This window comes from Pseudomonas sp. 1L-E-NC-VB-C3, from assembly GCF_057291535.1.
Map to the genome: position 1 here is coordinate 272,685 of NZ_JBXAWD010000004.1, position 25,793 is coordinate 298,477.

The 25,793-nt window shown below is 59.7% G+C and carries 21 protein-coding genes; 8 read left to right on the top strand and 13 right to left on the bottom strand.

The genetic code is table 11. The features are described from left to right. Positions 1 to 55: 55 nt before the first annotated feature. The 11 genes from lpxD to rpsB all read right to left on the bottom strand — a co-directional run bounded on the left by lpxD (position 56) and on the right by rpsB (position 11,582). Positions 56 to 1,111, bottom strand: a complete 1,056-nt coding sequence (gene lpxD / locus AC0Z5Z_RS09105) for a UDP-3-O-(3-hydroxymyristoyl)glucosamine N-acyltransferase (RefSeq protein WP_056783213.1) — start codon at positions 1,109 to 1,111, stop codon at positions 56 to 58. 3 nt (positions 1,112 to 1,114) lie between these two features. Further along, on the bottom strand, positions 1,115 to 1,618 hold the full coding sequence (locus AC0Z5Z_RS09110) for an OmpH/Skp family outer membrane protein (protein ID WP_003222140.1): 504 nt from the start codon (positions 1,616 to 1,618) through the stop codon (positions 1,115 to 1,117). A gap of 45 nt (positions 1,619 to 1,663) precedes the next feature. Continuing rightward, positions 1,664 to 4,039 carry an outer membrane protein assembly factor BamA gene (bamA, locus tag AC0Z5Z_RS09115; RefSeq protein ID WP_041478127.1) on the bottom strand — a complete coding sequence of 792 codons (2,376 nt, stop codon included), beginning with the start codon at positions 4,037 to 4,039 and terminating at the stop codon, positions 1,664 to 1,666. Between the two features lie 74 nt (positions 4,040 to 4,113). Beyond that, positions 4,114 to 5,466: a sigma E protease regulator RseP gene (gene rseP, locus AC0Z5Z_RS09120; RefSeq protein ID WP_095180489.1), complete on the bottom strand. Its 1,353-nt coding sequence runs from the start codon at positions 5,464 to 5,466 to the stop codon at positions 4,114 to 4,116. Positions 5,467 to 5,520: 54 nt separating this feature from the next. Further along, complete coding sequence (gene ispC, locus AC0Z5Z_RS09125; protein ID WP_485610972.1) at positions 5,521 to 6,711, bottom strand: 1-deoxy-D-xylulose-5-phosphate reductoisomerase; 1,191 nt, start codon at positions 6,709 to 6,711, stop codon at positions 5,521 to 5,523. Next, positions 6,708 to 7,514 (bottom strand): phosphatidate cytidylyltransferase, encoded by an 807-nt coding sequence (locus tag AC0Z5Z_RS09130; RefSeq protein WP_485610973.1) that lies wholly within the window; start codon positions 7,512 to 7,514, stop codon positions 6,708 to 6,710. The genes ispC and AC0Z5Z_RS09130 overlap by 4 nt, the downstream gene beginning before the upstream one ends. Beyond that, positions 7,514 to 8,269: a polyprenyl diphosphate synthase gene (uppS, locus tag AC0Z5Z_RS09135; protein ID WP_016771475.1), complete on the bottom strand. Its 756-nt coding sequence runs from the start codon at positions 8,267 to 8,269 to the stop codon at positions 7,514 to 7,516. Before uppS ends, AC0Z5Z_RS09130 begins: the two co-directional genes overlap by 1 nt. A gap of 14 nt (positions 8,270 to 8,283) precedes the next feature. Next, complete coding sequence (gene frr / locus AC0Z5Z_RS09140) at positions 8,284 to 8,841, bottom strand: ribosome recycling factor (protein ID WP_007954771.1); 558 nt, start codon at positions 8,839 to 8,841, stop codon at positions 8,284 to 8,286. Beyond that, positions 8,838 to 9,581, bottom strand: a complete 744-nt coding sequence (gene pyrH / locus AC0Z5Z_RS09145; RefSeq protein ID WP_003222124.1) for a UMP kinase — start codon at positions 9,579 to 9,581, stop codon at positions 8,838 to 8,840. Before pyrH ends, frr begins: the two co-directional genes overlap by 4 nt. A gap of 208 nt (positions 9,582 to 9,789) precedes the next feature. Continuing rightward, entirely contained in the window at positions 9,790 to 10,653 is an 864-nt protein-coding gene (tsf, locus tag AC0Z5Z_RS09150; protein WP_041478130.1) for a translation elongation factor Ts, read from the bottom strand. Between the two features lie 191 nt (positions 10,654 to 10,844). Continuing rightward, positions 10,845 to 11,582 carry a 30S ribosomal protein S2 gene (gene rpsB, locus AC0Z5Z_RS09155; RefSeq protein WP_003222119.1) on the bottom strand — a complete coding sequence of 246 codons (738 nt, stop codon included), beginning with the start codon at positions 11,580 to 11,582 and terminating at the stop codon, positions 10,845 to 10,847. Between the two features lie 372 nt (positions 11,583 to 11,954). On the opposite strand from rpsB, the gene map reads away from it, so the two are divergent. The 3 genes from map (at position 11,955) to dapC (ending at position 16,901) form a co-directional block, all read left to right on the top strand. Continuing rightward, positions 11,955 to 12,737 (top strand): type I methionyl aminopeptidase, encoded by a 783-nt coding sequence (gene map / locus AC0Z5Z_RS09160; RefSeq protein WP_056783207.1) that lies wholly within the window; start codon positions 11,955 to 11,957, stop codon positions 12,735 to 12,737. A gap of 40 nt (positions 12,738 to 12,777) precedes the next feature. Next, positions 12,778 to 15,480 carry a [protein-PII] uridylyltransferase gene (locus tag AC0Z5Z_RS09165; RefSeq protein ID WP_041478131.1) on the top strand — a complete coding sequence of 901 codons (2,703 nt, stop codon included), beginning with the start codon at positions 12,778 to 12,780 and terminating at the stop codon, positions 15,478 to 15,480. Between the two features lie 221 nt (positions 15,481 to 15,701). After that, a complete protein-coding gene (gene dapC / locus AC0Z5Z_RS09170) occupies positions 15,702 to 16,901 on the top strand; it encodes a succinyldiaminopimelate transaminase (RefSeq protein WP_252883252.1) in 1,200 nt (399 codons plus the stop codon). 45 nt (positions 16,902 to 16,946) lie between these two features. On the opposite strand, the gene AC0Z5Z_RS09175 is transcribed toward dapC, so the two are convergent. Further along, positions 16,947 to 18,578 (bottom strand): Na+/H+ antiporter, encoded by a 1,632-nt coding sequence (locus AC0Z5Z_RS09175; protein WP_485610974.1) that lies wholly within the window; start codon positions 18,576 to 18,578, stop codon positions 16,947 to 16,949. Between the two features lie 291 nt (positions 18,579 to 18,869). Between AC0Z5Z_RS09175 and AC0Z5Z_RS09180 the strand changes: the two genes are divergently transcribed. From AC0Z5Z_RS09180 to AC0Z5Z_RS09195, 4 genes are all read left to right on the top strand, one after another. Then, positions 18,870 to 19,232 (top strand): ArsC family reductase, encoded by a 363-nt coding sequence (locus AC0Z5Z_RS09180; protein ID WP_038860603.1) that lies wholly within the window; start codon positions 18,870 to 18,872, stop codon positions 19,230 to 19,232. 31 nt (positions 19,233 to 19,263) lie between these two features. After that, positions 19,264 to 20,298 carry a 2,3,4,5-tetrahydropyridine-2,6-dicarboxylate N-succinyltransferase gene (gene dapD / locus AC0Z5Z_RS09185; RefSeq protein ID WP_041478134.1) on the top strand — a complete coding sequence of 345 codons (1,035 nt, stop codon included), beginning with the start codon at positions 19,264 to 19,266 and terminating at the stop codon, positions 20,296 to 20,298. A gap of 131 nt (positions 20,299 to 20,429) precedes the next feature. Continuing rightward, positions 20,430 to 21,635 (top strand): aminotransferase class V-fold PLP-dependent enzyme, encoded by a 1,206-nt coding sequence (locus AC0Z5Z_RS09190; RefSeq protein WP_485610975.1) that lies wholly within the window; start codon positions 20,430 to 20,432, stop codon positions 21,633 to 21,635. After that, positions 21,632 to 22,036, top strand: a complete 405-nt coding sequence (locus AC0Z5Z_RS09195) for a SufE family protein (protein ID WP_485610976.1) — start codon at positions 21,632 to 21,634, stop codon at positions 22,034 to 22,036. The genes AC0Z5Z_RS09190 and AC0Z5Z_RS09195 overlap by 4 nt, the downstream gene beginning before the upstream one ends. An 88-nt stretch (positions 22,037 to 22,124) precedes the next feature. Here the strand turns inward: AC0Z5Z_RS09195 and tcdA are convergent, their stop codons facing one another. Further along, complete coding sequence (gene tcdA / locus AC0Z5Z_RS09200) at positions 22,125 to 22,943, bottom strand: tRNA cyclic N6-threonylcarbamoyladenosine(37) synthase TcdA (protein WP_039762445.1); 819 nt, start codon at positions 22,941 to 22,943, stop codon at positions 22,125 to 22,127. A 214-nt stretch (positions 22,944 to 23,157) separates the two neighbouring features. Here tcdA and AC0Z5Z_RS09205 point away from each other — a divergent pair, with 214 nt between their 5' ends. Continuing rightward, entirely contained in the window at positions 23,158 to 25,749 is a 2,592-nt protein-coding gene (locus AC0Z5Z_RS09205; protein WP_056783195.1) for a glycosyltransferase, read from the top strand. The last annotated feature ends 44 nt before the right edge of the window (positions 25,750 to 25,793 follow it).

The window sequence follows — 25,793 nt, forward strand, 5'->3', positions numbered from 1 at the left end:
CTAGCAAATCAAGGAGGCAGTCCAGAGGCTGTGCACACTTGATATGGAAATGGTATCAGCCATCAGATGAAGCATTACCGTCAGGGGTCACTTCCCCAACGCGCTTTTCCAGCTGTTTCAACCGTCGCGCGATGTCATCGAGCTGACGGATTCGGGCCGCGCTTTTGCGCCATTCGGCCGCCGGTTGCATGGCTGTGCCGGAAGAATAGGCGCCCGGCTCGGTAATCGAGTGAGTCACCATGGTCATCCCGGTCAGGAAAACGTTGTCGCAAATATCAATGTGGCCGACCAGACCTACACCGCCAGCGAGCATGCAGTGCTTGCCGATCTTGGTGCTGCCGGAAATGCCAACACACGCAGCCATGGCGGTGTGATCACCGACCTGGACGTTGTGCGCGATCTGAATCTGGTTGTCGAGCTTCACACCGTTGCCAATCACCGTATCGGCCAGAGCGCCGCGGTCGATGGCGGTGTTCACGCCAATCTCGACATCGTCGCCGATGGTCACGCCACCGATCTGGGCGATTTTCTGCCAGACACCTTTTTCGTTGGCGAAGCCGAAGCCCTCACCGCCGATCACTGCGCCGGACTGAATAACCACACGCTTGCCGATGCGCACATCGTGATAGAGCGTGACGCGCGGAGCCAGCCAGCCGCCTTCACCGATTTCGCTGCGCGCGCCGACTACGCAATGCGCGCCCAGCGTGACCTGTGCAGCGATGCGTGCACCGGCTTCGATCACCACGAACGGACCGATGCTGGCACTTGGATCAACCACTGCGTCCGCCGCGATCACCGCTGTCGGATGAATCCCGCCAGCCGCTTTTGGCTTTGGATCGAACAGATGCGAGATGCGTGCGTAGGCCAGGTAAGGATCCGGCACCACCAAGGCATTACCGGCGAAACCTTCGGCGTCGGCTTCCTTGAGCAGCAGTGCAGCTGCCTGAGAACCGGCCAGGTATTTGCGGTATTGGGGATTTGCCAGAAAGCTCAACTGAGCTGGGCCAGCCTCTTGCAAAGTGGCTAGCCCAGTAATTTGCGTCTCGGGGTCGCCACGCAGGGTGGCGCCGAGGTGCTCGGCCAACTGGCCGAGCCTGATAGTCACGGTCATGGGTTACTTCAGCTGATTCATGCGCTCGATAACCTGGCGCGTGATGTCGTACTGAGGTTTGACATCGATGACTGCGCCACGCTCGAACACCAGGTCAAAACCACCTTTCTTGATGACTTCTTCCACGGCACTGTCCAGTTTCGGCTTCAGTTGCTTGAGCATTTCACGGTCGGCAACGGCTTTGGCTTCATTCAGTTCCTTGGACTGGAACTGGAAGTCACGAGCCTTTTGCTTGAATTCCAGCTCCAGACGCTCACGCTCGCCCTGCTGCATTTTGTCGCCACCGGCCATCAGACGGTCCTGAATGCCTTTGGCGCTGCTTTCCAGGGTTTTCAGCTTGGTCAGTTGCGGACCGAACTTCTTCTCTGCATCCACCGCGTACTTCTTCGCCGCGTCGGATTCCAGCAGAGCCATCTGATAGTTCAGCACGGCAATTTTCATGTCGGCGAACGCCGGGCCTGCCACCAGTACGGAGGCCAGGAGAACCAATTGAGTCAACTTACGCACGATGCACTCCTACAAAATCCATTGTCGTTATCTTGGGTCAGACGCTTAGAACGTCTGGCCGAGGGAGAATTGGAACACTTGAGTTTCAGCGTCATCCGGTTTCTTGATCGGCATCGCCAGGGCGAAGCTCAACGGACCCAGTGCGGTGACCCAGGTCACGCCGACACCTACGGAACTGGCCATGTTGCTCAGGCTGATGTCGTTGCACTTGGTGTTGGACGACGAACCATTGGCGTTCGTAGTGTCCTTGCACTGCGAGTCAAACACGTTACCGACATCCCAGAAGACCGAAGTACGCAGGGAACGCTGATCCTTGACGAATGGCAGCGGGAACAGAACTTCTACACCGCCCTGGATAAGGACGTTACCACCGAACGGCAGCGGATCCTGGTCCGGGTCAGCGATAGTGCCAGGGTTGTTACCACGGCTCGGCGTACTACGCGGGCCGAGGGTGCTGTCCTTGAAGCCACGAACCGAGTTGAAACCACCGGCATAGTAGTTTTCATAGAACGGCAGACCATCGGTCGAACCGTAACCATCGCCATAACCGAGTTCGGAGTGCAGGCGCAGTGTGTAGTTTTCGGTGATCGGCTGGAACAGCTGACCACGGTAGTCAAGTTTGAAGAACGACAGGTCGCTGCCAGGAATGGTGGTTTCCAGGGTCAGGCTCTGGGAACGACCACGGGTCGGCAACACGCCTTTGTTCAGGGTCGACTCGGACCAACCGGCCGAGGCCTTGAAGTTCAGGTAGTTGTCGCCTTCCTTCTCGACGAAATCGAAAATCTCGTCAACGGTATAGCGACCGGTGTTGATCTTGTCCTGCTGGGCAGACAGACCGAACGTCAGACGCGAAGTCTCACTGATCGGGTAGCCGACGTTCACGCCCGCACCGAGGCTGTCTACCGCATAGCTGGAAATATCGGCATCGAGTTCATCGTAGTCGGTGGTGCGATAGAACGCGTTGTAACCCAGGCTCACGCCGTCGGCGGTCCAGTATGGGTCAACGTAGCCGAAGTTGTAGCGGCTCTGGTATTCGCTGCGGGTCAGGCCGATGCTGACGCGGTTACCGGTACCGAGGAAGTTGTTCTGGGTAATCGAACCACCAAGGATCAGACCGGCGCTCTGGGCGAAACCGACGCTGGCGGTGATCGAACCGGAAGCCTGCTCTTCAACGGCGTAGTTCACATCGACCTGGTCGTCGACACCTGGCACGGCCGGAGTTTCAACGTTGACTTCCTTGAAGAAGCCCAGGCGCTCCAGACGGGTCTTGGACTGGTCGATCAGGTAGGTCGAAGCCCAGCCACCTTCCATCTGACGCATTTCACGACGCAGCACTTCGTCCTCGGACTTGGTGTTGCCACGGAAATTGATGCGGTTTACGTAGGCACGCTTACCCGGATCGACAGCGAAGAGGATGTCCACAGTGTGGTCATCATCGTGCGGCTGAGGCACGCCGTTGACGTTGGCGAATGTGTAGCCTTCGTTACCCAGACGACGGGTGATCAGCTCGGAGGTGGTGGTCATCAGCTTGCGCGAGAACACCTGGCCCTTCTGCACGAGCAACAGCGACTTGATCTGGTCTTCAGGGACTTTCAGGTCACCGCTGAGCTTGACGTCACGAACGGTGTACTTCTCGCCTTCGGTGACGTTGACAGTAATGTAGACGTGCTTCTTGTCCGGGGTAATCGATACCTGGGTCGAAGCGATGTCCATGTTGATATAGCCGCGGTCCAGATAGTAGGAACGCAGACGCTCCAGGTCACCGGAAAGTTTTTCACGGGCATATTTGTCATCGTTCTTGAAGAACGACAGCCAGTTGGTGGTTTTCAGTTCGAACAGGTCGGTCAGGTCTTCCTCAGGGAAAACCGTATTGCCTACCACGTTGATGTGCTGAATGGCGGCAACGGTACCTTCGTTGATCTTCACCTTCAGACCCACGCGGTTACGCGGCTGCGAAACCACTTCGGTGTCAACGGTTGCCGAGTAGCGACCCTGGGCGACGTACTGACGTTGCAGCTCGTTACGCACACCCTCGAGGGTGGCGCGCTGGAAGATTTCGCCTTCGGCCAGACCGGATTGCTTGAGGCCCTTCATCAGGTCCTCAGTAGAGATCGCCTTGTTGCCTTCGATCTCGATACTGGCGACCGATGGACGCTCGACCACGGTGATGACCAGAACGTTGCCTTCGCGGCCCAGCTGGATATCTTGAAAGAAACCGGTTTTGAACAACGCACGAGTGGATTCCACCAGGCGACGATCATCCGCCTGCTCGCCGACGTTCAACGGCAAGGCACCAAAGACGCTACCCGCGGAGACCCGCTGGAGGCCATTGACGCGAATATCAGAGATAGTGAAGGACTCGGCGTGAACTTCGGCGATCATCAATACGGTGAGAACCGCAGTTAGCAGCAGACGTTTCATGAAGTCCTTTCTTATTCCAACTGGCAATAAACAAACTGCCGCAAAATGCGGCAGATTCGCAATTCAGCGAAGCGTTACAGTCGACCCAGATCGTTGACCAGAGCAAGCAACATCACCCCGACCACCAAACTGATACCGATCTGTATCCCCCAACCTTGCACCCGATCCGACAAGGGGCGACCACGCACCCACTCGATCAGATAAAACAACAAATGCCCCCCATCCAGTACAGGAATGGGCAGCAAATTCAGAACGCCCAGGCTAATACTCAGATAAGCAAGGAAATTCAGGAAATCAGCGACGCCCGACTGGGCAGAAGCGCCCGCCACTTTAGCAATGGTTATCGGTCCACTCAAGTTTTTTACCGAGAGCTCGCCGAACAGCATTTTCTTCAGTGAATCCAGCGTCAGAATGCTCATGGTCCAAGTGCGACGGGCACCCTCGCCAATCGCGGCCAGCGGGCCATAGCTGACTTCGCGGATCATTTCCGGTGGCCAGTCGATGGCTTTGACGCCAGCGCCCAGATAACCGCTTGGCGATTTGCTTTCACCGCGCGCCGCCAGGGTCACAGGGACGTCGATTTGAGCATTGTCGCGCTCGATGCGCAGCATGATTTTGGTATCAGGACGCGTACGAACGGTATCGACCACTTGCTGCCAGTCATCGAGCGGCTGGCCATCAAGCGCCAGCAAGCGATCGCCGGTTTTCAGCCCGGCGGCCTGGGCCGGACCTTTCGGGTCCAGCTCGGCAAGCACCGGCGGCAAGGCCGGACGCCAAGGACGAATGCCCAGCGAGCGGATCGGATCCGGCTCGTCGGCACCTTTTAGCCAGTTATCCAGTGCCAGCGTGCGCGGTGATTCTGCCGTCGAACCCTGCTCGCGCACCAGCAATTGAATCGCACCGCTTTCACCGAGACGACGCACCAGTTGCAAATTGACCGCAGCCCAACCGGACGTTGGCTCGCCATCGATCGAGACGATCTCCTGACCCGCGTTCAGACCCGCCTTGGCGGCAATGCTGCCAGACTCGACCGCGCCGATGACCGGCCGCACCTGCTCGCTGCCGAGCATCGCCAGCACCCAGAAAAACACCAGCGCCAGCAGGAAGTTGGCAATCGGGCCGGCAGCAACAATGGCGATACGCTGACGTACCGATTTGCGATTGAACGACTGATCAAGTTGATCAACCGGCACTTCGCCTTCGCGCTCATCGAGCATCTTGACGTAGCCGCCCAGCGGAATCGCAGCGACCACGAACTCGGTGCCCTGCTTGTCATGCCAGCGCAGCAGCGGCATGCCAAAGCCCACGGAGAAACGCAGAACCTTGACGCCACAGCGACGCGCGACCCAGAAGTGGCCGAATTCGTGGAAGGTGACCAGCACACCCAGGGCGATCAGGGTGCCGGCAATCATATAGAGCGCGCTCATCTACTTTCTCCGCAATCCTGTTCAGTGTCGCGTGTCGCCGTTGTGTTGCAAAAACTATCGGCCGTGCCGACTCAACCATTGCTCGGCCAGCAATCGCGCTTTCGCGTCCGCCGTAAATACGGCATCCAGATCGTTCAGCGCCACCACCGGCTCCAGATTCAAGACTTCCTCGATGATACTCGCGATTTCCAGGTAGCAAACCCGTCCGTCGAGAAACGCTGCAACCGCCACTTCATTGGCCGCGTTAAGCATCGCCGGCGCGCTGTCGCCAGCTTCGGCCGCCTGACGGGCCAAACGCAGGCAGGGGAAACGGCTTTCATCGGGCGCTTCGAAATCCAGTCGTGCAATGGCGAACAGATCAAGTGGCGCTACGCCGGAATCGATACGCTCCGGCCAGGCCAGGGCATTGGCGATCGGGGTGCGCATGTCGGGGTTGCCCAATTGCGCCAGCACCGAGCCATCGACGTAATCCACCAGAGAATGGATCACGCTCTGCGGATGGATCACTACTTCGACCTGAGCCGGCTTGGCGTCGAACAACCAGCAGGCTTCGATCAGTTCCAGGCCCTTGTTCATCATGCTCGCTGAATCCACGGAGATCTTGCGCCCCATGGACCAGTTCGGATGTGCACACGCCTGCTCAGGCGAAACATTCGCCAGCTCGGACATCGGTGTCTGCCGGAAAGGCCCGCCAGAGGCTGTCAGCAAAATCCGCCGCACACCCACCGAGCTCAAGCCGCGGGCGAAATCCGCTGGCATGCATTGAAAAATCGCATTGTGTTCGCTGTCGATCGGCAGCAGTACCGAACCGCTTTTGCGCACGGCCTGCATGAACAGAGCGCCGGACATCACCAGCGCTTCTTTATTGGCCAGCAGAATCTTCTTGCCCGCCTCGACCGCCGCCAGTGTCGGACGCAGCCCGGCCGCACCGACGATGGCCGCCATTACTGCATCGACTTCGGGCGCGGAGGCAACCTGGCACAGACCCTCCTCGCCTACCAGGACGCGAGTCGGCAAACCGGCTGCACGCAAGTCATCCTGCAAACCGCGCGCCGCGGCCACTTCAGGCACCACGGCAAACTGCGGCACATGGCGCACGCACAAGGCGAACAACTCACTGAGGCGTGTGAAACCACTCAATGCAAAAACCTGATAACGCTCAGGATGACGCGCAATCACATCCAGGGTGCTCAGACCGATCGAACCGGTCGCACCCAACACCGTAATCTGCTGGGGACGACTCACGGTGCGGCCATCCAGAGCAATACGGCGAACACCGGAATGGCTGCGGTCAGGCTGTCGATGCGATCCAGCACGCCACCATGCCCGGGCAGCAGATTACTGCTGTCCTTGATGCCGGATTGGCGCTTGAACATGCTCTCGGTGAGATCGCCGACAACGGAAATGAAGACGATCACTGCCGCGCCCATCAGGCCTTTGAGCAGCTCGGCCACAGTCCAGTCGCGCACCAGCCCGACGATCGCAGTGATCACCAGACTCAGCGCCAGACCACCGTACACGCCTTCCCAGCTCTTGCCCGGGCTGACCTGCGGCGCGAGCTTGCGCTTGCCGAACTTGCGCCCGGAAAAGTAAGCACCGATGTCCGCACCCCAGACCAACACCATCACCGCCATGATCAACCAGTTACCCAGCGGGTACTGCTTGATCTGCACCAGACCCTGCCACGCAGGCAGCAGGATCAGCAGACCAATCAGCAGTTTGGTCGCCGCTGTGGACCAGTGCGCGCTGGAGCGTGGATACGTCAGCACCAGATAAGTCGCAATCGCCCACCAGATTACCGATGCACCGAGCACCCAAGGCGCAAGCCCGGGCAGCACGTACATGACAAACAGCATCAAGGCGACCACGGCGGCAAAGCCGACGCGGAACGATTGTGCGGTGAAGCCGGCCAGACGCGCCCATTCCCACGCACCGAGACTGACTACCAGACCGATGAACAGCGCGAAGCCGGCACCTTTGAGCAGGAAAAACCCGCACAAGGCGATCGGCAGCAGGATCAGTGCAGTGATGATTCGTTGTTTAAGCATTAAACCCGGGCTCCAGCTTCGACCTGTTCGCTCGTTTTACCGAAGCGACGCTGGCGTGAAGCGAAATCGGCCAGCGCGGTGCGCATGGCGTCGTGTTTGAAGTCCGGCCAGAACAGGTCGGAGAAGTACAGCTCGGCGTAGGCCAGCTGCCACAGCAGGAAGTTGCTGATGCGATGCTCGCCACCGGTGCGGATGCACAGGTCAGGCAACGGCAGATCGCCGGTGGCCAGACAAGTCTGCAGCAGATCCGGGGTAATGTCCTCCGGGCGCAAGTGCCCGGCCTGGACTTCACGCGCCAGACGCTGCGCGGCCTGAGCGATATCCCACTGACCGCCATAGTTGGCGGCGATCTGCAGGACAAAGCGGTTGGCACCGACCGTCATGGCCTCGGCCTCGCGCATCGCCGCCTGAAGCTCAGGGTGGAAGCGCGAACGATCGCCAATGATGCGCAGGCTGATGTTGTTGTCGTTGAGACGCTTGGCCTCACGACGCAGCGCCTTGAAGAACAGATCCATCAAGGCACTGACTTCATCGGCCGGGCGCTGCCAGTTTTCACTGGAGAAGGCGAACAGGGTCAGGACTTCGACCTTGGCCTCAGCGCACACCTCGATCACCGCCCGCACAGCATCCACGCCCGCTTTATGCCCGGCGACACCCGGCATAAAGCGTTTTTTCGCCCAGCGATTATTGCCATCCATGATGATCGCGACATGGCGCGGCACCGCGGACGGCGCAGTCTGCTTGGTCTTGTCCATTTAAAGCTCGACCCTTATACGGCCATCAGGTCTTTTTCTTTCTCGTCCGTGGCCTTGGTGATCTGGGCCTCGGATTCTTTGGTCAGCTTGTCGATATCAGCGATGGCACGACGTTCTTCGTCTTCGCTGATTTCCTTGTCCTTGACCAGTTTCTTCAGCTCGCCCAAGGCATCACGACGGATGTTGCGCACAGCAACGCGCGCGTCTTCCGCTGCGCTGCGCGCCTGCTTGGTGAAACCTTTGCGCGTTTCCTCGGTGAGGGCCGGCATCGGGATCAGCAGCAACTCGCCCAGGTTGGTCGGGTTGAGGTTCAGCCCAGCGCTCTGGATCGCCTTGTCGACGGCAGCGAGCATGTTGCGCTCGAAGGCCACGACCTGCAGGGTGCGCGAATCTTTCACGGTGACGTTGGCAACGCCGCTCAGCGGAGTGTCAGTGCCGTAGTAAGGCACCATGACGCTGCCGAGGATGCTCGGGTGAGCCTTGCCGGTACGAATCTGGCCGAACGCGTGGTTCAGAGATTCCAGGGATTTCTGCATACGCGCTTGGGCGTCTTTCTTGATTTCGTTGATCATTGTTGGCCTTCCTCGATCAAAGTCCCTTCAGCGCCGCCGTGCACGATGTTCAGCAGGGCGCCGGGCTTGTTCATGTTGAATACGCGCAGCGGCATCTTGTGATCGCGGCACAGGCAGATGGCAGTCAGATCCATTACGCCCAGCTTGCGATCCAGTACTTCATCATAAGTCAGATGATCGAACTTCTCGGCATGCGGGTCTTTGAACGGGTCTGCGGTGTACACGCCATCAACCTTGGTGGCCTTGAGCACAACGTCGGCGTCGATTTCGATTGCACGCAGGCAGGCTGCCGAATCCGTGGTGAAGAACGGATTGCCGGTACCGGCCGCGAAGATCACGACGTCTTTGGAGTTCAGGTGGCGCATGGCTTTGCGGCGATCGTAATGATCGGTCACACCGACCATGGAGATGGCGGACATGACGATGGCCGAGATATTGGCACGTTCCAGCGCATCGCGCATGGCCAGGGCGTTCATCACAGTGGCCAGCATGCCCATGTGGTCGCCCGTGACCCGATCCATCCCGGCCTTGCTCAGGGCTTCGCCACGGAACAGGTTGCCACCGCCGATGACCAGACCGACCTGCACGCCGATGCCGACCAGCTGGCCGACTTCCAGCGCCATGCGATCCAGTACCTTAGGATCGATCCCGAACTCTTCCGAGCCCATCAGGGCCTCGCCGCTAAGCTTGAGTAGAATGCGTTTATAGCGAGCCTGATAACCACTGCCCTGCTGAGCCATTGCGAATCTCTCCTGCGGCGTATTTAAAATTCTTTGCGAGCTGTTTACAGCTGGCGTTCACTCTAGCTTGGCGCTGCTGCAGCGCCATCGGAACATGGCTTTGTAAGTCAGTTCCGGGTGGAAACCAAATAAAAAATTGGTACCCCATCTGAAAAGAGGCTGCGCGCGTTAGCGGGCAGCCTCTTTCGGGCGACAGTTGAAAACTGTCTTATTGCTTGGCGGCAGCCAGCTGGGCAGCAACTTCTTCAGCGAAGTTGTCGACCGGCTTCTCGATGCCTTCGCCTACTTTGAAGTAAGTGAAGGAAACGATTTCAGCGCCGGCTTTCTTGGCCAGCTCGCCAACCTTGACTTCAGGGTTCTTGACGAACGCCTGCTCGACCAGGCTCGCTTCTGCCAGGAACTTGCTGATACGGCCTTTGACCATGTTCTCAACAATGTTTTCTGGCTTGCCTTTGATCTTTTCTTCGTTCAGCTGCAGGAACACAGCTTTCTCACGCTCGATCGCTTCGTCGGAGACTTGCGAAGGCAGCAGGAACTCAGGGTTGCTTGCAGCAACGTGCATAGCGATGTCTTTGGCCAGCTCGACGTCACCGCCTTTCAGGACAACAGCAACACCGATCTTGTTACCGTGCAGGTAGGTGCCGACAACGTCACCTTCTACGCGTACCAGACGACGGATGTTGACGTTCTCGCCGACTTTGGCAACCAGCGCTTCACGAGCCGCTTCCTGAGCGGCGATCAGCGGAGCTGCGTCGGTCAGTTTTTCGTCGAAAGCTTTTTCTACGCTGGCAGCAACGAAGTTCTTGAAATCGTCTTGCAGGGCCAGGAAGTCGGTCTGCGAGTTGACTTCCAGCAGCACGGCTGCCTTGTCATTCGATTTGATGGCGATTGCGCCTTCAGCGGCAACGTTGCCAGCTTTTTTCGCAGCCTTGATGGCGCCCGAAGCACGCATGTCATCAATGGCTTTTTCGATGTCGCCGTCAGCCTTTTCCAGGGCTTTCTTGCAATCCATCATGCCTTCGCCGGTACGCTCGCGCAGTTCTTTGACCAACGCTGCAGTAATTGCTGCCATTTTCAAATTCCTCTTGGATAGGTTTTCAACCATTCCACCCGATCGAACGGGCGTTCAATTCTTCCCGAACCACCCATGTTGGCTGCCGCACATGACAAATACAGACGTGGGCGCCGACAAATGGTTTTCGAGGTGGCAAAAAGGGGGCCAAGCCCCCTTTTTGCTTACTGAGTCAACGCCAGGGGCGTCGATTACTCAGCTGCAGCCTGAGTTTCTTCAGCTGCGAATTCAACAGTACCGCCAGCAACGTTGTTGCGACCGCGGATAACTGCGTCAGCCATCGAACCCATGTACAGCTGGATAGCGCGGATGGCGTCATCGTTGCCTGGGATGATGTAGTCAACGCCTTCCGGGCTGCTGTTGGTATCGACAACGCCGATGACCGGGATGCCCAGCTTGTTGGCTTCGGTGATCGCGATGCGCTCGTGGTCAACGTCGATCACGAACAGTGCGTCTGGCAGACCGCCCATGTCCTTGATGCCGCCCAGCGAACGATCCAGCTTCTCAAGATCACGGGAGCGCATCAGCGCTTCTTTCTTGGTCAGCTTGGCGAAAGTACCGTCTTCGGCTTGAACTTCAAGGTCACGCAGACGCTTGATGGAAGCACGAATGGTCTTGAAGTTGGTCAGCATGCCGCCCAACCAGCGGTGATCGACGTACGGCGAACCGCAACGTGCTGCTTCTTCAGCAACGATCTTGCCAGCGGAACGCTTGGTGCCGACGAACAGAATCTTGTTTTTGCCCTGGGCCAGACGCTCTACGAAAGTCAGAGCTTCGTTGAACATTGGCAGGGTTTTTTCAAGGTTGATGATGTGAATCTTGTTACGCGCGCCGAAAATGTACTTGCCCATTTTCGGATTCCAGTAACGGGTTTGGTGACCGAAGTGCACACCGGCCTTCAGCATATCGCGCATGTTGACTTGGGACATGATAGTTCCTTGATAAGTCGGGTTTGGCCTCCACGTATCCCAATGACCAACCAGAGGCATAAAGCCCAAGGCACCCAGGTCATCGTGTCGACACGTGTGTGGATTTAAGCTTTTCGGGGCATCCCCGGAAAGCGGCGCATTTTATACCACAGGGTGCGCAGAAACGGAACCCGGAATCTGTATTCGCACCAGTGACATGGGCGCAGCCCCCTTGGAATCGGCTCGATGGGCACCATTGTATAGACACAAGCCAGACATGCAGGCGCGGATTTGCGCCTCTCGTCTGTTAGAATCGCGTTTTTCAGGGTCGCAAAAATACACCTGCCACCCAATTCGTATCCGTAAGCGCCGCCGAGCGCAGAGAGAGCCTGTATGACCGTCAACCTCAAAACCCCCGAGGACATCGCTGGCATGCGTGTCGCCGGCAAACTGGCCGCCGATGTGCTGGAAATGATTGCCGAACATGTCAAACCGGGCGTGACCACTGATCAGCTCAACCAGATTTGCCACGACTACATCGTCAATGTGCAGCAGGCCATCCCTGCCCCGCTCAACTACAAGGGCTACCCGAAGTCGATCTGCACTTCGATCAACCATGTGGTCTGCCACGGCATCCCGAACGACAAACCGCTGAAAAACGGCGACACCCTGAACATCGACGTCACGGTGATCAAAGACGGCTACCACGGCGATACCAGCCGCATGTTCCACGTCGGCGAGGTACCGGTCTGGGCCGAGCGCCTGTCGCAGGTCACCCAGGAATGCATGTACAAGGCCATCGAGATCGTCAAACCCGGCTGCCGCCTCGGCGACATCGGTGAAGTGATCCAGAAGCACGCGGAAAAGAACGGTTTCTCAGTGGTGCGCGAGTTCTGCGGCCACGGCATCGGCAAGGTCTTCCACGAAGAACCGCAGATCCTGCACTACGGTCGCGCCGGCACCGGCATGGAACTGAAGGCCGGCATGACCTTCACCATCGAGCCGATGATCAACCAGGGCAAGGCCGACACCAAGGTGCTCGGCGACGGCTGGACTGCGATCACCAAGGACCGCAAGCTCTCGGCACAGTGGGAACACACCCTGCTGGTCACCGACACCGGCTACGAGATTTTCACTTTGCGCAGCGATGACACCATCGCGCGCATCTCGGCCTGACACCCTGAACGCTCCCAGCCTATAGAAGGAAAGCCAATCGATGCCGCAGGTGGATCCCGAACTCTTCGACCGCGGCCAGTTCCAGGCTGAACTGGCCCTCAAAGCGAGTCCCATCGCGGCGTTCAAGAAGGCGATCCGCCAGGCCCGCGAGGTTCTCGACACGCGTTTTCGCAAGGGCCGCGATATCCGCCGCCTGATCGAGGACCGCGCCTGGTTTGTCGACAACATCCTGCAAAAGGCCTGGGAGCAGTTCAACTGGAGCGAAGACGCCGACATCGCTCTGGTGGCAGTGGGCGGCTACGGTCGCGGCGAGTTGCACCCGTATTCCGACATTGATCTGCTGATCCTGCTCGACAGTGCCGACCACGAAGTTTTCCGCGATTCCATCGAGCGTTTTCTGACGCTGTTGTGGGACATCGGTCTGGAAGTCGGCCAGAGCGTGCGCTCGGTCGATGAGTGTGCCGAAGAGGCCCGCGCCGACCTGACCGTGGTCACCAACCTGATGGAAAGCCGCACCATCTGCGGCCCCGAGCGTCTGCGCCAGCGCATGCTCGACGTCACCAGCACCGCGCACATGTGGCCGGCCAAGGAGTTCTTCCTGGCCAAGCGAGCCGAGCAGAAGGCTCGTCATCACAAATACAACGACACCGAATACAACCTCGAACCGAACGTCAAAGGCTCGCCCGGCGGTCTGCGTGACATTCAGACGATCCTCTGGGTGGCCCGCCGTCAGTACGGCACCCTGAACCTGCGCGCCCTTGCTGGAGAAGGCTTTCTGGTCGAAAGCGAAAACGCCCTGCTCGCCTCGTCCCAGGAATTTCTGTGGAAAGTGCGCTATGCCCTGCACATGCTCGCCGGCCGCTCCGAAGACCGCTTGCTGTTCGATCATCAACGCACCATTGCCGGCCTGCTTGGCTTTGAAGGAGACGACGCCAAACAGGCGGTCGAAAACTTCATGCAGCAGTACTTCCGCACCGTGATGAGCATCGCCCAACTGAGCGATCTGATCATCCAGCACTTCGAGGAAGTCATCCTCGCCCCGGAAGACGAAGCGCCGCCGCAACCGATCAACTCGCGCTTCCAGTTGCATGACGGTTACATCGAGGCGCGCAATGACAATGTGTTCCGCCGCACGCCGTTCGCCATGCTGGAAATTTTCGTGCTGATGGCCCAGCAGCCGGAAATCAAAGGCGTGCGCGCCGACACCATTCGTCTGCTGCGCGAACATCGTCATCTGATCGATGACAACTTCCGTAACGATATCCGCAACACCAGCCTGTTCATCGAACTGTTCAAGTGCAAGATCGGCATCCACCGCAATCTGCGGCGGATGAACCGTTACGGCATTCTCGGGCGCTATCTGCCGGAGTTCGGTTTTATCGTCGGGCAGATGCAGCACGACCTGTTCCACATTTATACGGTCGATGCGCACACGCTGAATCTGATCAAACACCTGCGCAAACTGCAGTACACCCAGGTCTCGGAGAAATTTCCGCTGGCCGCCAAGCTCATGGCCAAGCTGCCCAAACCTGAGCTGATCTACATGGCCGGTCTGTATCACGACATCGGCAAGGGCCGGCATGGCGATCACTCGGAGATTGGCGCGGTCGATGCCGAGGCGTTCTGCCAGCGCCATCAGTTGCCGGTGTGGGACAGCCGCCTGATCGTCTGGCTGGTGCAGAACCACCTGGTGATGTCCACCACTGCGCAGCGCAAGGATCTGTCCGACCCGCAGGTGATCCACGATTTCGCCCAGGCGGTCGGCGACGAAACGCGCCTCGACTATCTCTATGTGCTGACCGTGGCCGACATCAACGCGACCAATCCGACGCTGTGGAATTCATGGCGCGCCAGCCTGTTGCGCCAGCTCTACACCGAGACCAAACGAGCCCTGCGCCGGGGTCTGGAAAATCCGGTGGATCGCGAAGAGCAGATCCGCCAGACGCAGAGCGCCGCGCTGGACATTCTGGTGCGCGGCGGCACCGACCCGGACGACGTCGAGCAGCTGTGGGCGCAATTGGGCGATGACTATTTCCTGCGCCACACCGCCGGCGATGTAGCCTGGCACAGCGATGCGATCCTGCAGCAACCTGTGGATGGCGGGCCTCTGGTGCTGATCAAGGAAACCACCCAGCGCGAGTTCGAGGGCGGCACGCAGATCTTCATTTATGCACCGGACCAGCACGACTTCTTCGCCGTGACCGTGGCGGCGATGGACCAGCTCAACCTGAACATTCACGATGCCCGGGTCATCACCTCGAGCAGCCAGTTCACCCTCGACACCTACATCGTGCTCGACAACGAAGGCGAATCGATCGGCGACAACCCGGCGCGGATCAAGCAGATCCGTGAAGGCCTCACCGAAGCCCTGCGCAACCCGGACGACTACCCGACAATCATCCAGCGCCGGGTGCCGCGTCAGCTCAAACACTTCGCCTTTGCGCCGCAAGTGACCATTCACAACGACGCCCAGCGTCCGGTGACCGTGCTGGAACTGACGGCGCCTGACCGGCCGGGCCTGCTGGCGCGGGTCGGGGGGATTTTCCTCGAGTTCGACCTGTCGCTGCAGAACGCCAAGATTGCGACCCTGGGCGAGCGCGTGGAAGACGTGTTCTTCATCACCGACGCGCATAACCAGCCGCTGTCCGATCCGCTGCTGTGCAGCCGTTTGCAGGATGCGATCGTCGAACAGCTGAGCGTCAATCAGGAACCGGATATCAAACTTTCGCGGATCAGTATCTGAATCACCCGTTTATCCCTGTGAATGCAGCCCATGCTTTCCTCCGGTACATACAATCCCCTGTGGCGAGGGGATTTATCCCCGTTCGGCTGCGAAGCAGTCGTAAAACCTGTGTATGCGGACATTCAGTTGAACCGCAGTGATGGTTTTGGGGCCGCTGCGCAGCCCAACGGGGATAAAGCCCCTCGCCACAGAAAGCTCTTGAGCATTTAAAAGAGGCCCCAATGAACAACGCTCTGAACCAGCTCCAGCCGTACCCGTTCGAAAAGCTCCGCGCCCTGCTCGGCAGCGTTACGCCGAACCCGGACAAACGCCCGATCGCCCTGTCGATCGGCGAGCCGAAACACCGTTCGCCGAGTTTTGTCGCCGAAGCGCTGGCGAACAATCTGGATCAGATGGCGGTGTACCCGACTACCCTCGGCATTCCGGCCCTGCGCGAAGCCATCGCCGGCTGGTGCGAGCGTCGTTTTGGCGTGCCGAACGGCTGGATCGATCCGGCGCGAAATGTGCTGCCGGTCAACGGCACCCGTGAAGCGCTGTTCGCCTTCACCCAGACCGTGGTCAATCGTGGCGACGATGCGCTGGTGGTCAGCCCGAACCCGTTCTATCAGATCTACGAAGGCGCGGCGTTTCTCGCCGGGGCCAAGCCGCATTACCTGCCGTGCCTGGATGAAAATGGCTTCAACCCGGACTTCGACGCCGTTTCGCCAGACATCTGGCAGCGCTGCCAGATCCTGTTCCTGTGCTCGCCGGGCAACCCGACCGGCGCGCTGATTCCGGTCGAGACCTTGAAGAAGTTGATCGCCCTCGCCGATCAGTACGACTTCGTGATTGCCGCCGACGAGTGCTACAGCGAACTGTACTTCGACGAGCAAACCCCGCCGCCGGGCCTGCTCAGCGCCTGCGTCGAACTGGGCCGCAATGACTTCAAGCGCTGCGTGGTCTTTCACAGCCTGTCCAAGCGCTCCAACCTGCCGGGCCTGCGTTCAGGCTTCGTTGCCGGCGATGCCGACATCCTCAAAGGCTTCCTGCTCTATCGCACTTACCACGGCTGCGCGATGCCGGTGCAGACTCAACTGGCCAGCGTTGCCGCGTGGAATGACGAAGTGCATGTGCGCGCCAACCGTGCGCTGTATCGCGAGAAGTTCGATGCGGTGCTGAACATTCTCAGCCCGGTCATGGACGTACAGCGCCCGGATGGCAGCTTCTATCTGTGGCCGAATGTGCAGGGCGATGATGCGGCGTTCTGCCGCGATCTGTTCGAGCAGGAACACGTGACCGTGGTGCCGGGCTCGTATCTGTCTCGCGATGTCGATGGCGTCAATCCTGGCGCCGGCCGTGTGCGCATGGCGCTGGTTGCGCCACTGGCAGAATGCGTCGAAGCCGCCGAACGGATTCGTGACTTCATCACCCGCCAGAAGTGATCACGCAGCGCTTGCGGCAGTCCCCTGCTGCAAGCGCTCAACCGACTATTTGACCTGGCCCAGATTGGCCTCGCTCAAATCCAGTTCCCCGAGCACTTCTCGCAACACGTCATCACCGATCTGGTGCTGACGACTCAGACTGTAAAGCTCAAGACGCTGCGCGCGCAGCGCTTTCAAACGCAGGCGACGCTCAAGCAGATCCATCTGGAATGCCAGCGCCTGAGCCTCGGCAGAATCATTGAACACATCAAGTTGATGGCGATATTCGGACATGATCCGCGCCTTGAGCTCCGCTGCCAGCGCTGCTTGAGCGGCATCCTGTGGGACGACTTCTTCGCTTTCCAGCGAGTGAATCGCCGCTTCGGCCGTCTTGCGCCAGGCGTCGCGCACTTCCTGACGACGCTTGTCGTCGGGACTTTTGTCGATGCCGCGCAGCAGCAAGGGCAGCGCGATACAGGCCGAGACCAGCGACAGCAGAATCACCCCGGCAGCAATGAAGATCAGCAAGTCACGCTCAGGAAAAGCCTCGGCGCCGATCAGCATCGGCACCGACATCACGCCTGCCAGCGTCACCGCCCCGCGCACACCGCCCACCGTCAGCAACCAGCATGAACGCGCCGTCGGCACTTGGGTCAGCTCGCCCTTGCCGCGCAGTCGGCGCAGCAACACCGACAAGCGCCAGATGCTTTGCACCCAGATGAACCGCAGCAGCACCAGCGCCACGAAAATCGCCAATACATCGAGGCAGCGATAGAACAACGTCGGCCACAGCGTCGGCTCATGGCTGACCACGGCCTTGATGATGTCTGGCAATTGCAGGCCAAGCAGCAGGAAGATCAAGCCATTGAACGCAAATTCGAGCAGCGCCCAAACGCTGCGGTTGAGCAGCCGCGTGCTGGTCTGGCGCGGCAGCAGGTCGAGCCAGCTTTGCATCATCCCCGCTGCCACCGCCGAGAGAATGCCCGAAGCGCCCAGACGTTCAGCCAGTACGTAAGCGGCGAACGGCAGCAGCAACATGAACACCACGTGAGTGGCCGGATCGTCCCAGCCCCGGGCGATCATCCACGCGCGCAGGCCCCCGACCAGCCAGCTCAACGCTACACCCACAGCCAGGCCACCGAGCGCCACCGCGACGAAGGTCAGACTGGCATTGGTCAACGAGAACACCCCCGTGACCGCTGCAGCGAGGGCGAATTTGAAGGTCACCAGGCCTGAGGCGTCATTCATCAGCGCCTCGCCCTGGAGGATGTGCATCAGCGGCGTAGGGAGACGGTTCTGCGAAATCGCTGAAACCGCTACGGCGTCCGTCGGTGACAAAACCGCTGCAAGGGCGAAGGCCACCGGCAGCGGAATCGTCGGCAACAGCCAATGAATGAAATAGCCGGCACCGACCACGGTGAACAGAACAAGGCCGACGGCCAGGGTCAGGATCGGTCCGCGCAATTGCCAGAAGGCGCGTTTGGGCATGCGCCAGCCATCGGAAAACAGCAGCGGCGGCAGGAACAGAAACAGGAACAATTCGGGATCGAGGGCGACGTGCAGGCCAAGCGTCGGCCAGGCGAGCAAGGCACCGGCAGCAATTTGCACCAGCGGCAACGGCAGCGGGATAACCCGCCCGACCAGTCGCGAGACGCTGACCAGCATCAGCAGGATCAGGACGGTGTAAGCAGTTTGCATAAAACGAAAATCTCAGGCGATCGACAGCGTTGAACTGCCATATTAGCGCCTTAGGCTGTGGCTGACCGTTGCACCTATGTCGCACGACCGCAAGCGACACCCTTGTGGGAGCGAGCCTGCTCGCGAAAGCGGTCGTTCAGCACACAGAGATATTGATTGATGTGGCCTCTTCGCGAGCAGGCTCGCTCCCACAGGTTTTACAGCGTTACGACAACCGTGGCCGACGAAACCGTCCGGTCATGGCATAATCCGTCACCATTTTTTTCCAGCACCTGTAAAGGGGGCGATTCCTTGGCCGTTTCAAGTAAAACGTTGCACCTTTTCGGCATCAAGGCGTGCGACACCATGAAAAAGGCGCGCACCTGGCTCGATGAACACGCTGTCAGTTATGACTTTCACGATTACAAGACTGCCGGCATTGACCGTGAGCACCTGACCCAATGGTGCGACGAGCACGGCTGGCAAACCGTGCTGAACCGCGCCGGCACGACCTTTCGCAAACTCGACGACGAACGCAAAGCCGATCTCGACCAAGCGAAAGCCATCGAACTGATGCTCGCACAACCCTCGATGATCAAGCGCCCGGTGCTCGATCTCGGTGACCGAACCCTGATTGGCTTCAAGCCAGATATCTACGCGGCCGCTCTGAAGTAAGCAGCCCGTCACTCTTTGTAGAGGTATTCACATGTCCAATTCCCTGTTCAGCATCGCCTTTGGTGTCGGCACCCAGAACCGTCAAGGCGCATGGCTGGAAGTGTTCTACGCACAACCACTGCTCAATCCTTCGGCCGAACTGGTCGCAGCGGTCGCGCCGATCCTCGGTTACACCGAAGGCAACCAGGCCATCACCTTCACCACCGCCCAGGCCGCGCAACTGGCTGAAGCCGTGAAAGGCATCGACGCTGTGCAAGGCAAGCTGCTGACTCGCCTGGCTGAAAGCCACAAGCCGTTGGTTGCCACGCTGCTGGCCGAAGACGCGCAACTGACCTCCACGCCTGAGGCCTACCTCAAGCTGCATCTGCTCTCGCACCGTCTGGTCAAGCCGCACGGCGTGAGCCTGGCCGGTATCTTCCCGCTGCTGCCGAACGTGGCGTGGACCAGCCAGGGCGCGATCGACCTGAGCGAACTGGCGGAAATGCAACTCGAAGCGCGTCTGCGCGGCGAACTGCTGGAAGTGTTCTCCGTGGACAAGTTCCCGAAGATGACCGACTACGTGGTACCGGCCGGCGTGCGTATCGCTGATGCCGCACGTCTGCGTCTGGGCGCCTACGTCGGCGAAGGCACCACCGTCATGCACGAAGGTTTCATCAACTTCAACGCCGGCACCGAAGGCCCGGGCATGATCGAAGGCCGCGTTTCCGCTGGCGTATTCGTCGGCAAGGGTTCGGACCTGGGCGGCGGTTGCTCGACCATGGGTACCCTGTCGGGCGGCGGCAACATCGTGATCAAGGTCGGTGAAGGCTGCCTGATCGGCGCCAACGCCGGTATCGGTATTCCGTTGGGCGACCGCAACACTGTGGAGTCGGGCCTGTACGTGACCGCTGGCACCAAGGTTGCGCTGCTCGACGAAAACAACAATCTGGTCAAGGTTGTGAAGGCGCGCGAGCTGGCTGGTCAGACTGATCTGCTGTTCCGTCGTAATTCGGAAACCGGTGCTGTGGAATGCAAGACCCACAAATCGGCGATCGAACTGAACGAAGCGCTGCACGCTCACAACTAAGCAGCACATCGACCTCCTGTGGGAGCGAGCCTGCTCGCGAAGCTTCTGGCGTCCTCAAGGACGCTGTCGCGAGCAGGCTCGCTCCCACAAGGTTTGGTGTACACCCCGCCCAATTTCACAGGGCTGAACCCATGATGATCCCCTCCCCGTGGCGCGCTGATTTCCCGGCTATCGCCGCGCTGCAACGGCAAGACCAGACCTATCTGGACAACGCCGCCACCACGCAAAAACCCCAGGCCCTGCTCGACGCACTGACGCATTACTACGCCAACGGCGCGGCCAATGTGCATCGTGCGCAACACCTGCCGGGTGCCCACGCGACACAAGCGTTCGAAGACAGCCGGCGCAAGGTTGGCCAGTGGCTGAATGCCGGTGACAGCGGGCAGATAATTTTCACGCACGGCGCCACCAGTGCCTTGAATCTGCTGGCTTACGGTCTTGAACATTTGTTCGAGCCGGGCGATGAGATTGTCATCAGCGCTCTGGAGCATCACGCCAACCTTTTGCCGTGGCAGCAACTGGCGCAACGCGGCAACCTGAAACTGGTGATCCTGCCGCTGGATGCCGACGGCCTGATCGACCTCGCCGCTGCCGTGCATCTGATCGGCCCGCGCACGCGTTTGCTGGCAGTCAGTCAGCTGTCCAACGTCCTTGGTGCCTGGCAACCGCTGACCGCTTTGCTCGGCATGGCCAAGGCGCAGAACGCGCTGACGGTAGTCGATGGCGCGCAAGGCGTGGTGCACGGCCGGCATGATGTGCAGGCGCTGGGTTGCGACTTCTATGTGTTTTCCAGCCACAAACTCTACGGCCCTGAGGGACTGGGCGTGCTGCTCGGACGCAACGCTGCGCTGGAGCAATTGCAGCCATGGCAGTTCGGCGGCGAGATGGTGCTGGACGCCAACTATCAGGATTCGCGCTTCCGCCCGGCGCCGTTGGGGTTCGAGGCTGGCACACCGCCAATCGCCAGTGTCATCGGCCTCGGAGCGACCCTCGACTACTTGGCCGGTTTGGATCAGGACGCCGTATCTGCCCATGAAGCGGCGCTGCACGACTATCTGTTGCGCGGCCTCGCTGCCCGCAACGGCATTCGCCTGCTGGGCAAGCCGCAACTGGCACTGGCCAGTTTTGTCGTCGAAGGCGTGCACAACGCTGATCTGGCGCATCTGCTCACCGAACAAGGCATCGCCGTACGCGCCGGGCATCACTGCGCCATGCCGCTGATGAAAAGCTTCGAACTGGCTGGCGCGATTCGCGTGTCGCTGGCGCTGTATAACGACTCGGAAGATCTGGAGCGCTTTTTCGAGGCGCTGGATCAGGCGCTGGAGTTGTTGCGATGAGCCTGCCGGTGGAAGCGGCCGAAGCGCTGCAGACGTTTCAGAATGCGGCGGGCTGGGAACAGCGCGCGCGGCTGCTGATGCAGTTTGGCGATCGCTTGCCGGCGCTGGATGACGCGCAAAAGTGCGAGGCCAATCGGGTGCAGGGTTGTGAGAGCCAGGTGTGGCTGGTCGGGGATTTGCGCGACGGGCACTGGCAGTTCAAGGCAAGCAGCGATGCGCGGATGATTCGCGGGTTGGTGGCGTTGCTGCTGTTGCGGGTCAATGGCTTGTCGGCGGCGGAGTTGCAGCAGGTGGATTTGCCGGAGTGGTTCAATCAGCTGGGACTGTCGCGGCAGTTGTCGCCTTCGCGCAGCAATGGCCTGAATGCGGTGCTCCAGCGGATGAATGAGTTGGCGCGCTAATCGCCTTCGCGAGCAGGCTCGCTCCCACAGTGGAAATGCATTTCCTGTGGGAGCGAGCCTGCTCGCGAAGAGGCCCTCATTAATACCTTCAGGCTTGAGGCTTGACCCGGTCCGCCGGGCGCCGAACACCAGCCACAATCTTGTCCACAGCCTTGGTCGCCGCGACCATGCCAAATGTCGCCGTGACCATCATCACCGCGCCAAACCCGCCAGCGCAGTCGAGCTTCACGCCGTCGCCGACAAAACTTTTCTGCAGACAAATGCTGCCATCCGGTTTCGGGTAGCGCAGCTGTTCGGTGGAAAATACGCACGGCACGCTGTAGTGACGGGTCACGGTGCGGGAGAAGCCGTAGTCCCGGCGCAACGTCGAACGGACTTTCGAGGCCAGCGGATCGTTGAAGGTGCGGTTCAAGTCGCAAACCTGAATCAGCGTCGGGTCGATCTGCCCGCCCGCGCCGCCGGTGGTGATGATCTGGATCTTGCGGCGTTTGCACCAGGCGATCAGCGCCGCTTTGGCGTTCACCGCATCGATGCAGTCGATCACGCAGTCGATGTTCGGCGTGATGTATTCGGCCATGGTGTCGCGGGTGACGAAATCGGCCACGGCGTGCACCGTGCAATCGGGGTTGATCCCGCGCAGGCGCTCGGCCATCACCTCGACCTTGGGTTTGCCGACAGTGCTGTCCAAGGCGTGCAACTGACGGTTGGCATTACTGACGCAGACGTCATCAAGGTCGAACAGCGAGATCTCGCCCACCCCGCAACGGGCCATGGCTTCCGCCGCCCAGGAACCGACGCCACCAACGCCGACGATCGCCACATGGGCGGCGCGCAAGCGTTCCAGGCCCTCGATGCCATACAACCGGGCGATGCCTGCAAACCGCGGATCTTCTGTACTCATGACCATTACCCCAAAAACCGGCGCGCATTATAGGGCTACGCAGCGACAAGTTTTAAGCTGCAAGCGACAAGTGTAAGAACTTAAGTCAGAGACGGCTGCCCAATGTCAGGCATTTTCCCGTCAGTTGTACGACTGGTTAACCGCCGGTGTAGGATGCGCGCCCCTCGGGCGTCTATCCGACCGATCCTTCGTTCCACAGCCTTTGGAACCCGAAACAGCTATGTCATCGCGTAAATTTGGACTCAACCTGGTGGTGGTGCTGGCCATCGCTGCCTTGTTCACCGGTTTCTGGGCGCTGGTCAATCGCCCGGTCACGGCGCCGAACTGGCCGCAGCAAATCTCCGGCTTCTCGTATTCGCCATTCCAGCAGGGGCAATTCCCACAGAAGGATCAGTATCCGTCTGACGATGAAATGCGCCGTGACCTGGAAATCATGAGCAAGCTGACCGACAACATCCGTATCTATTCGGTCGACGGTTCGCTGGGAGACATCCCGAAACTGGCGGAGGAATTCGGCCTGCGTGTCACCCTCGGCATCTGGATCAGCCCGGACCAGGAACGCAACGAACGGGAAATCACCAAAGCCATCGAACTGGCCAACACCTCGCGCAGCGTCGTGCGCGTGGTGGTCGGCAACGAGGCGCTGTTTCGTGAAGAAATCACCCCTGAGGCCTTGATCGTTCTGCTGGATCGGGTGCGCGCTGCGGTCAAAGTACCGGTGACCACTTCCGAGCAATGGCACATCTGGGAGAAATACCCGCAACTGGCCAAACATGTCGATTTGATCGCCGCCCACGTCTTGCCCTACTGGGAATTCATTCCGGTGGACAAGGCCGGCCAGTTCGTCTTCGACCGCGCCCGCGATCTGAAAAAACTCTTTCCGAAAAAACCGCTGCTGCTGTCCGAGGTCGGCTGGCCGAGCAACGGTCGCATGCGCGGTGGCGCCGATGCCTCGCCGGCAGATCAGGCAATTTATCTGCGCACGCTGGTCAACAAGCTCAATCGCCAGGGCTTCAACTACTTCGTGATCGAAGCGTTCGATCAGCCGTGGAAGGCCAGCGATGAAGGTTCGGTCGGCGCCTACTGGGGCGTGTTCAACGCCGCGCGCCAGCAGAAATTCAATTTCGAAGGCCCGGTGGTGGCGATTCCACAATGGCGCGTATTGGCGATCGGCTCAGTGGTGCTGGCGCTGCTGTCGCTGACCCTGCTGATGATCGACGGCTCGGCCCTGCGCCAGCGCGGTCGTACGTTCCTGACGTTTATCGCGTTCCTCTGCGGCTCGGTGCTGGTGTACATCGGTTACGACTACAGCCAGCAATACAGCACGTGGTTCAGCCTCACGGTCGGATTCCTCCTGGCGCTCGGTGCGCTCGGGGTATTCATCGTCCTGCTCACCGAGGCCCATGAACTGGCCGAAGCGGTGTGGATTCACAAACGCCGTCGGGAATTCCTGCCGGTGCTGGGCGATTCCGACTACCGGCCGAAAGTGTCGATCCACGTGCCCTGCTACAACGAGCCGCCAGAGATGGTCAAACAGACCCTCGATGCCCTGGCCGCGCTCGATTATCCGGATTTCGAAGTCCTGATCATCGACAACAACACCAAGGATCCGGCGGTGTGGGAACCGGTGCGCGATTACTGCGCAACCCTCGGCCCGCGCTTCAAGTTCTTCCACGTTTCGCCGCTGGCCGGTTTCAAGGGCGGCGCGCTGAATTATCTGATCCCGCACACCGCCAAGGACGCCGAAGTCATTGCCGTGATCGACTCCGATTACTGCGTGCACCCGAACTGGCTCAAGCACATGGTGCCGCACTTCGCCGACCCGAAAATCGCCGTGGTGCAGTCGCCGCAGGATTATCGCGACCAGAACGAAAGCACCTTCAAAAAGCTCTGCTACGCCGAATACAAAGGCTTCTTCCATATCGGCATGGTCACCCGCAACGACCGTGACGCGATCATTCAGCACGGCACCATGACCATGACCCGCCGCTCGGTGCTGGAAGAATTGGGCTGGGCTGACTGGTGCATCTGTGAAGACGCCGAACTCGGTTTGCGCGTGTTCGAGAAAGGCCTGTCGGCGGCGTATTACCACGACAGCTACGGCAAGGGCCTGATGCCGGATACCTTCATCGACTTCAAGAAACAGCGTTTCCGCTGGGCCTATGGCGCGATCCAGATCATCAAGCGCCACACCCGCAGCCTGCTGCGCGGCAAGGACACCGAACTGACCCGTGGTCAGCGTTATCACTTCCTCGCCGGTTGGCTGCCGTGGGTTGCCGATGGCATGAACATCTTCTTCACCGTTGGCGCGCTGTTGTGGTCGGCGGCGATGATCATCGTGCCGCAACGGGTCGATCCACCGTTGCTGATTTTCGCGATCCCGCCGCTGGCGCTGTTCGTGTTCAAGGTCGGCAAGATCATCTTCCTCTACCGTCGCGCCGTCGGCGTGAATCTGAAAGATGCGTTCTGCGCGGCGCTGGCCGGGTTGGCGTTGTCGCACACCATCGCCAAAGCGGTGCTGTACGGTTTCTTCACCAGCAGCATTCCGTTCTTCCGCACGCCGAAAAACGCTGACAACCACGGTTTCTGGGTGGCGATCAGCGAGGCTCGCGAGGAGCTGTTCATCATGCTGTTGCTGTGGGGTGCGGCGCTGGGGATTTTCCTGGTGCAGGGCATTCCGAGCAATGACATGCGCTTCTGGGTGACCATGCTGCTGGTGCAGTCGCTGCCGTACCTGGCGGCGCTGATCATGGCGTTCCTGTCGTCGCTGCCCAAACCTGTGGCCAAGGCTGAGCCGGCACCGGTCGTCTAAATCCGCAACGCAGCACTAAACGGCGGCCAATGGTCGCCGTTTTG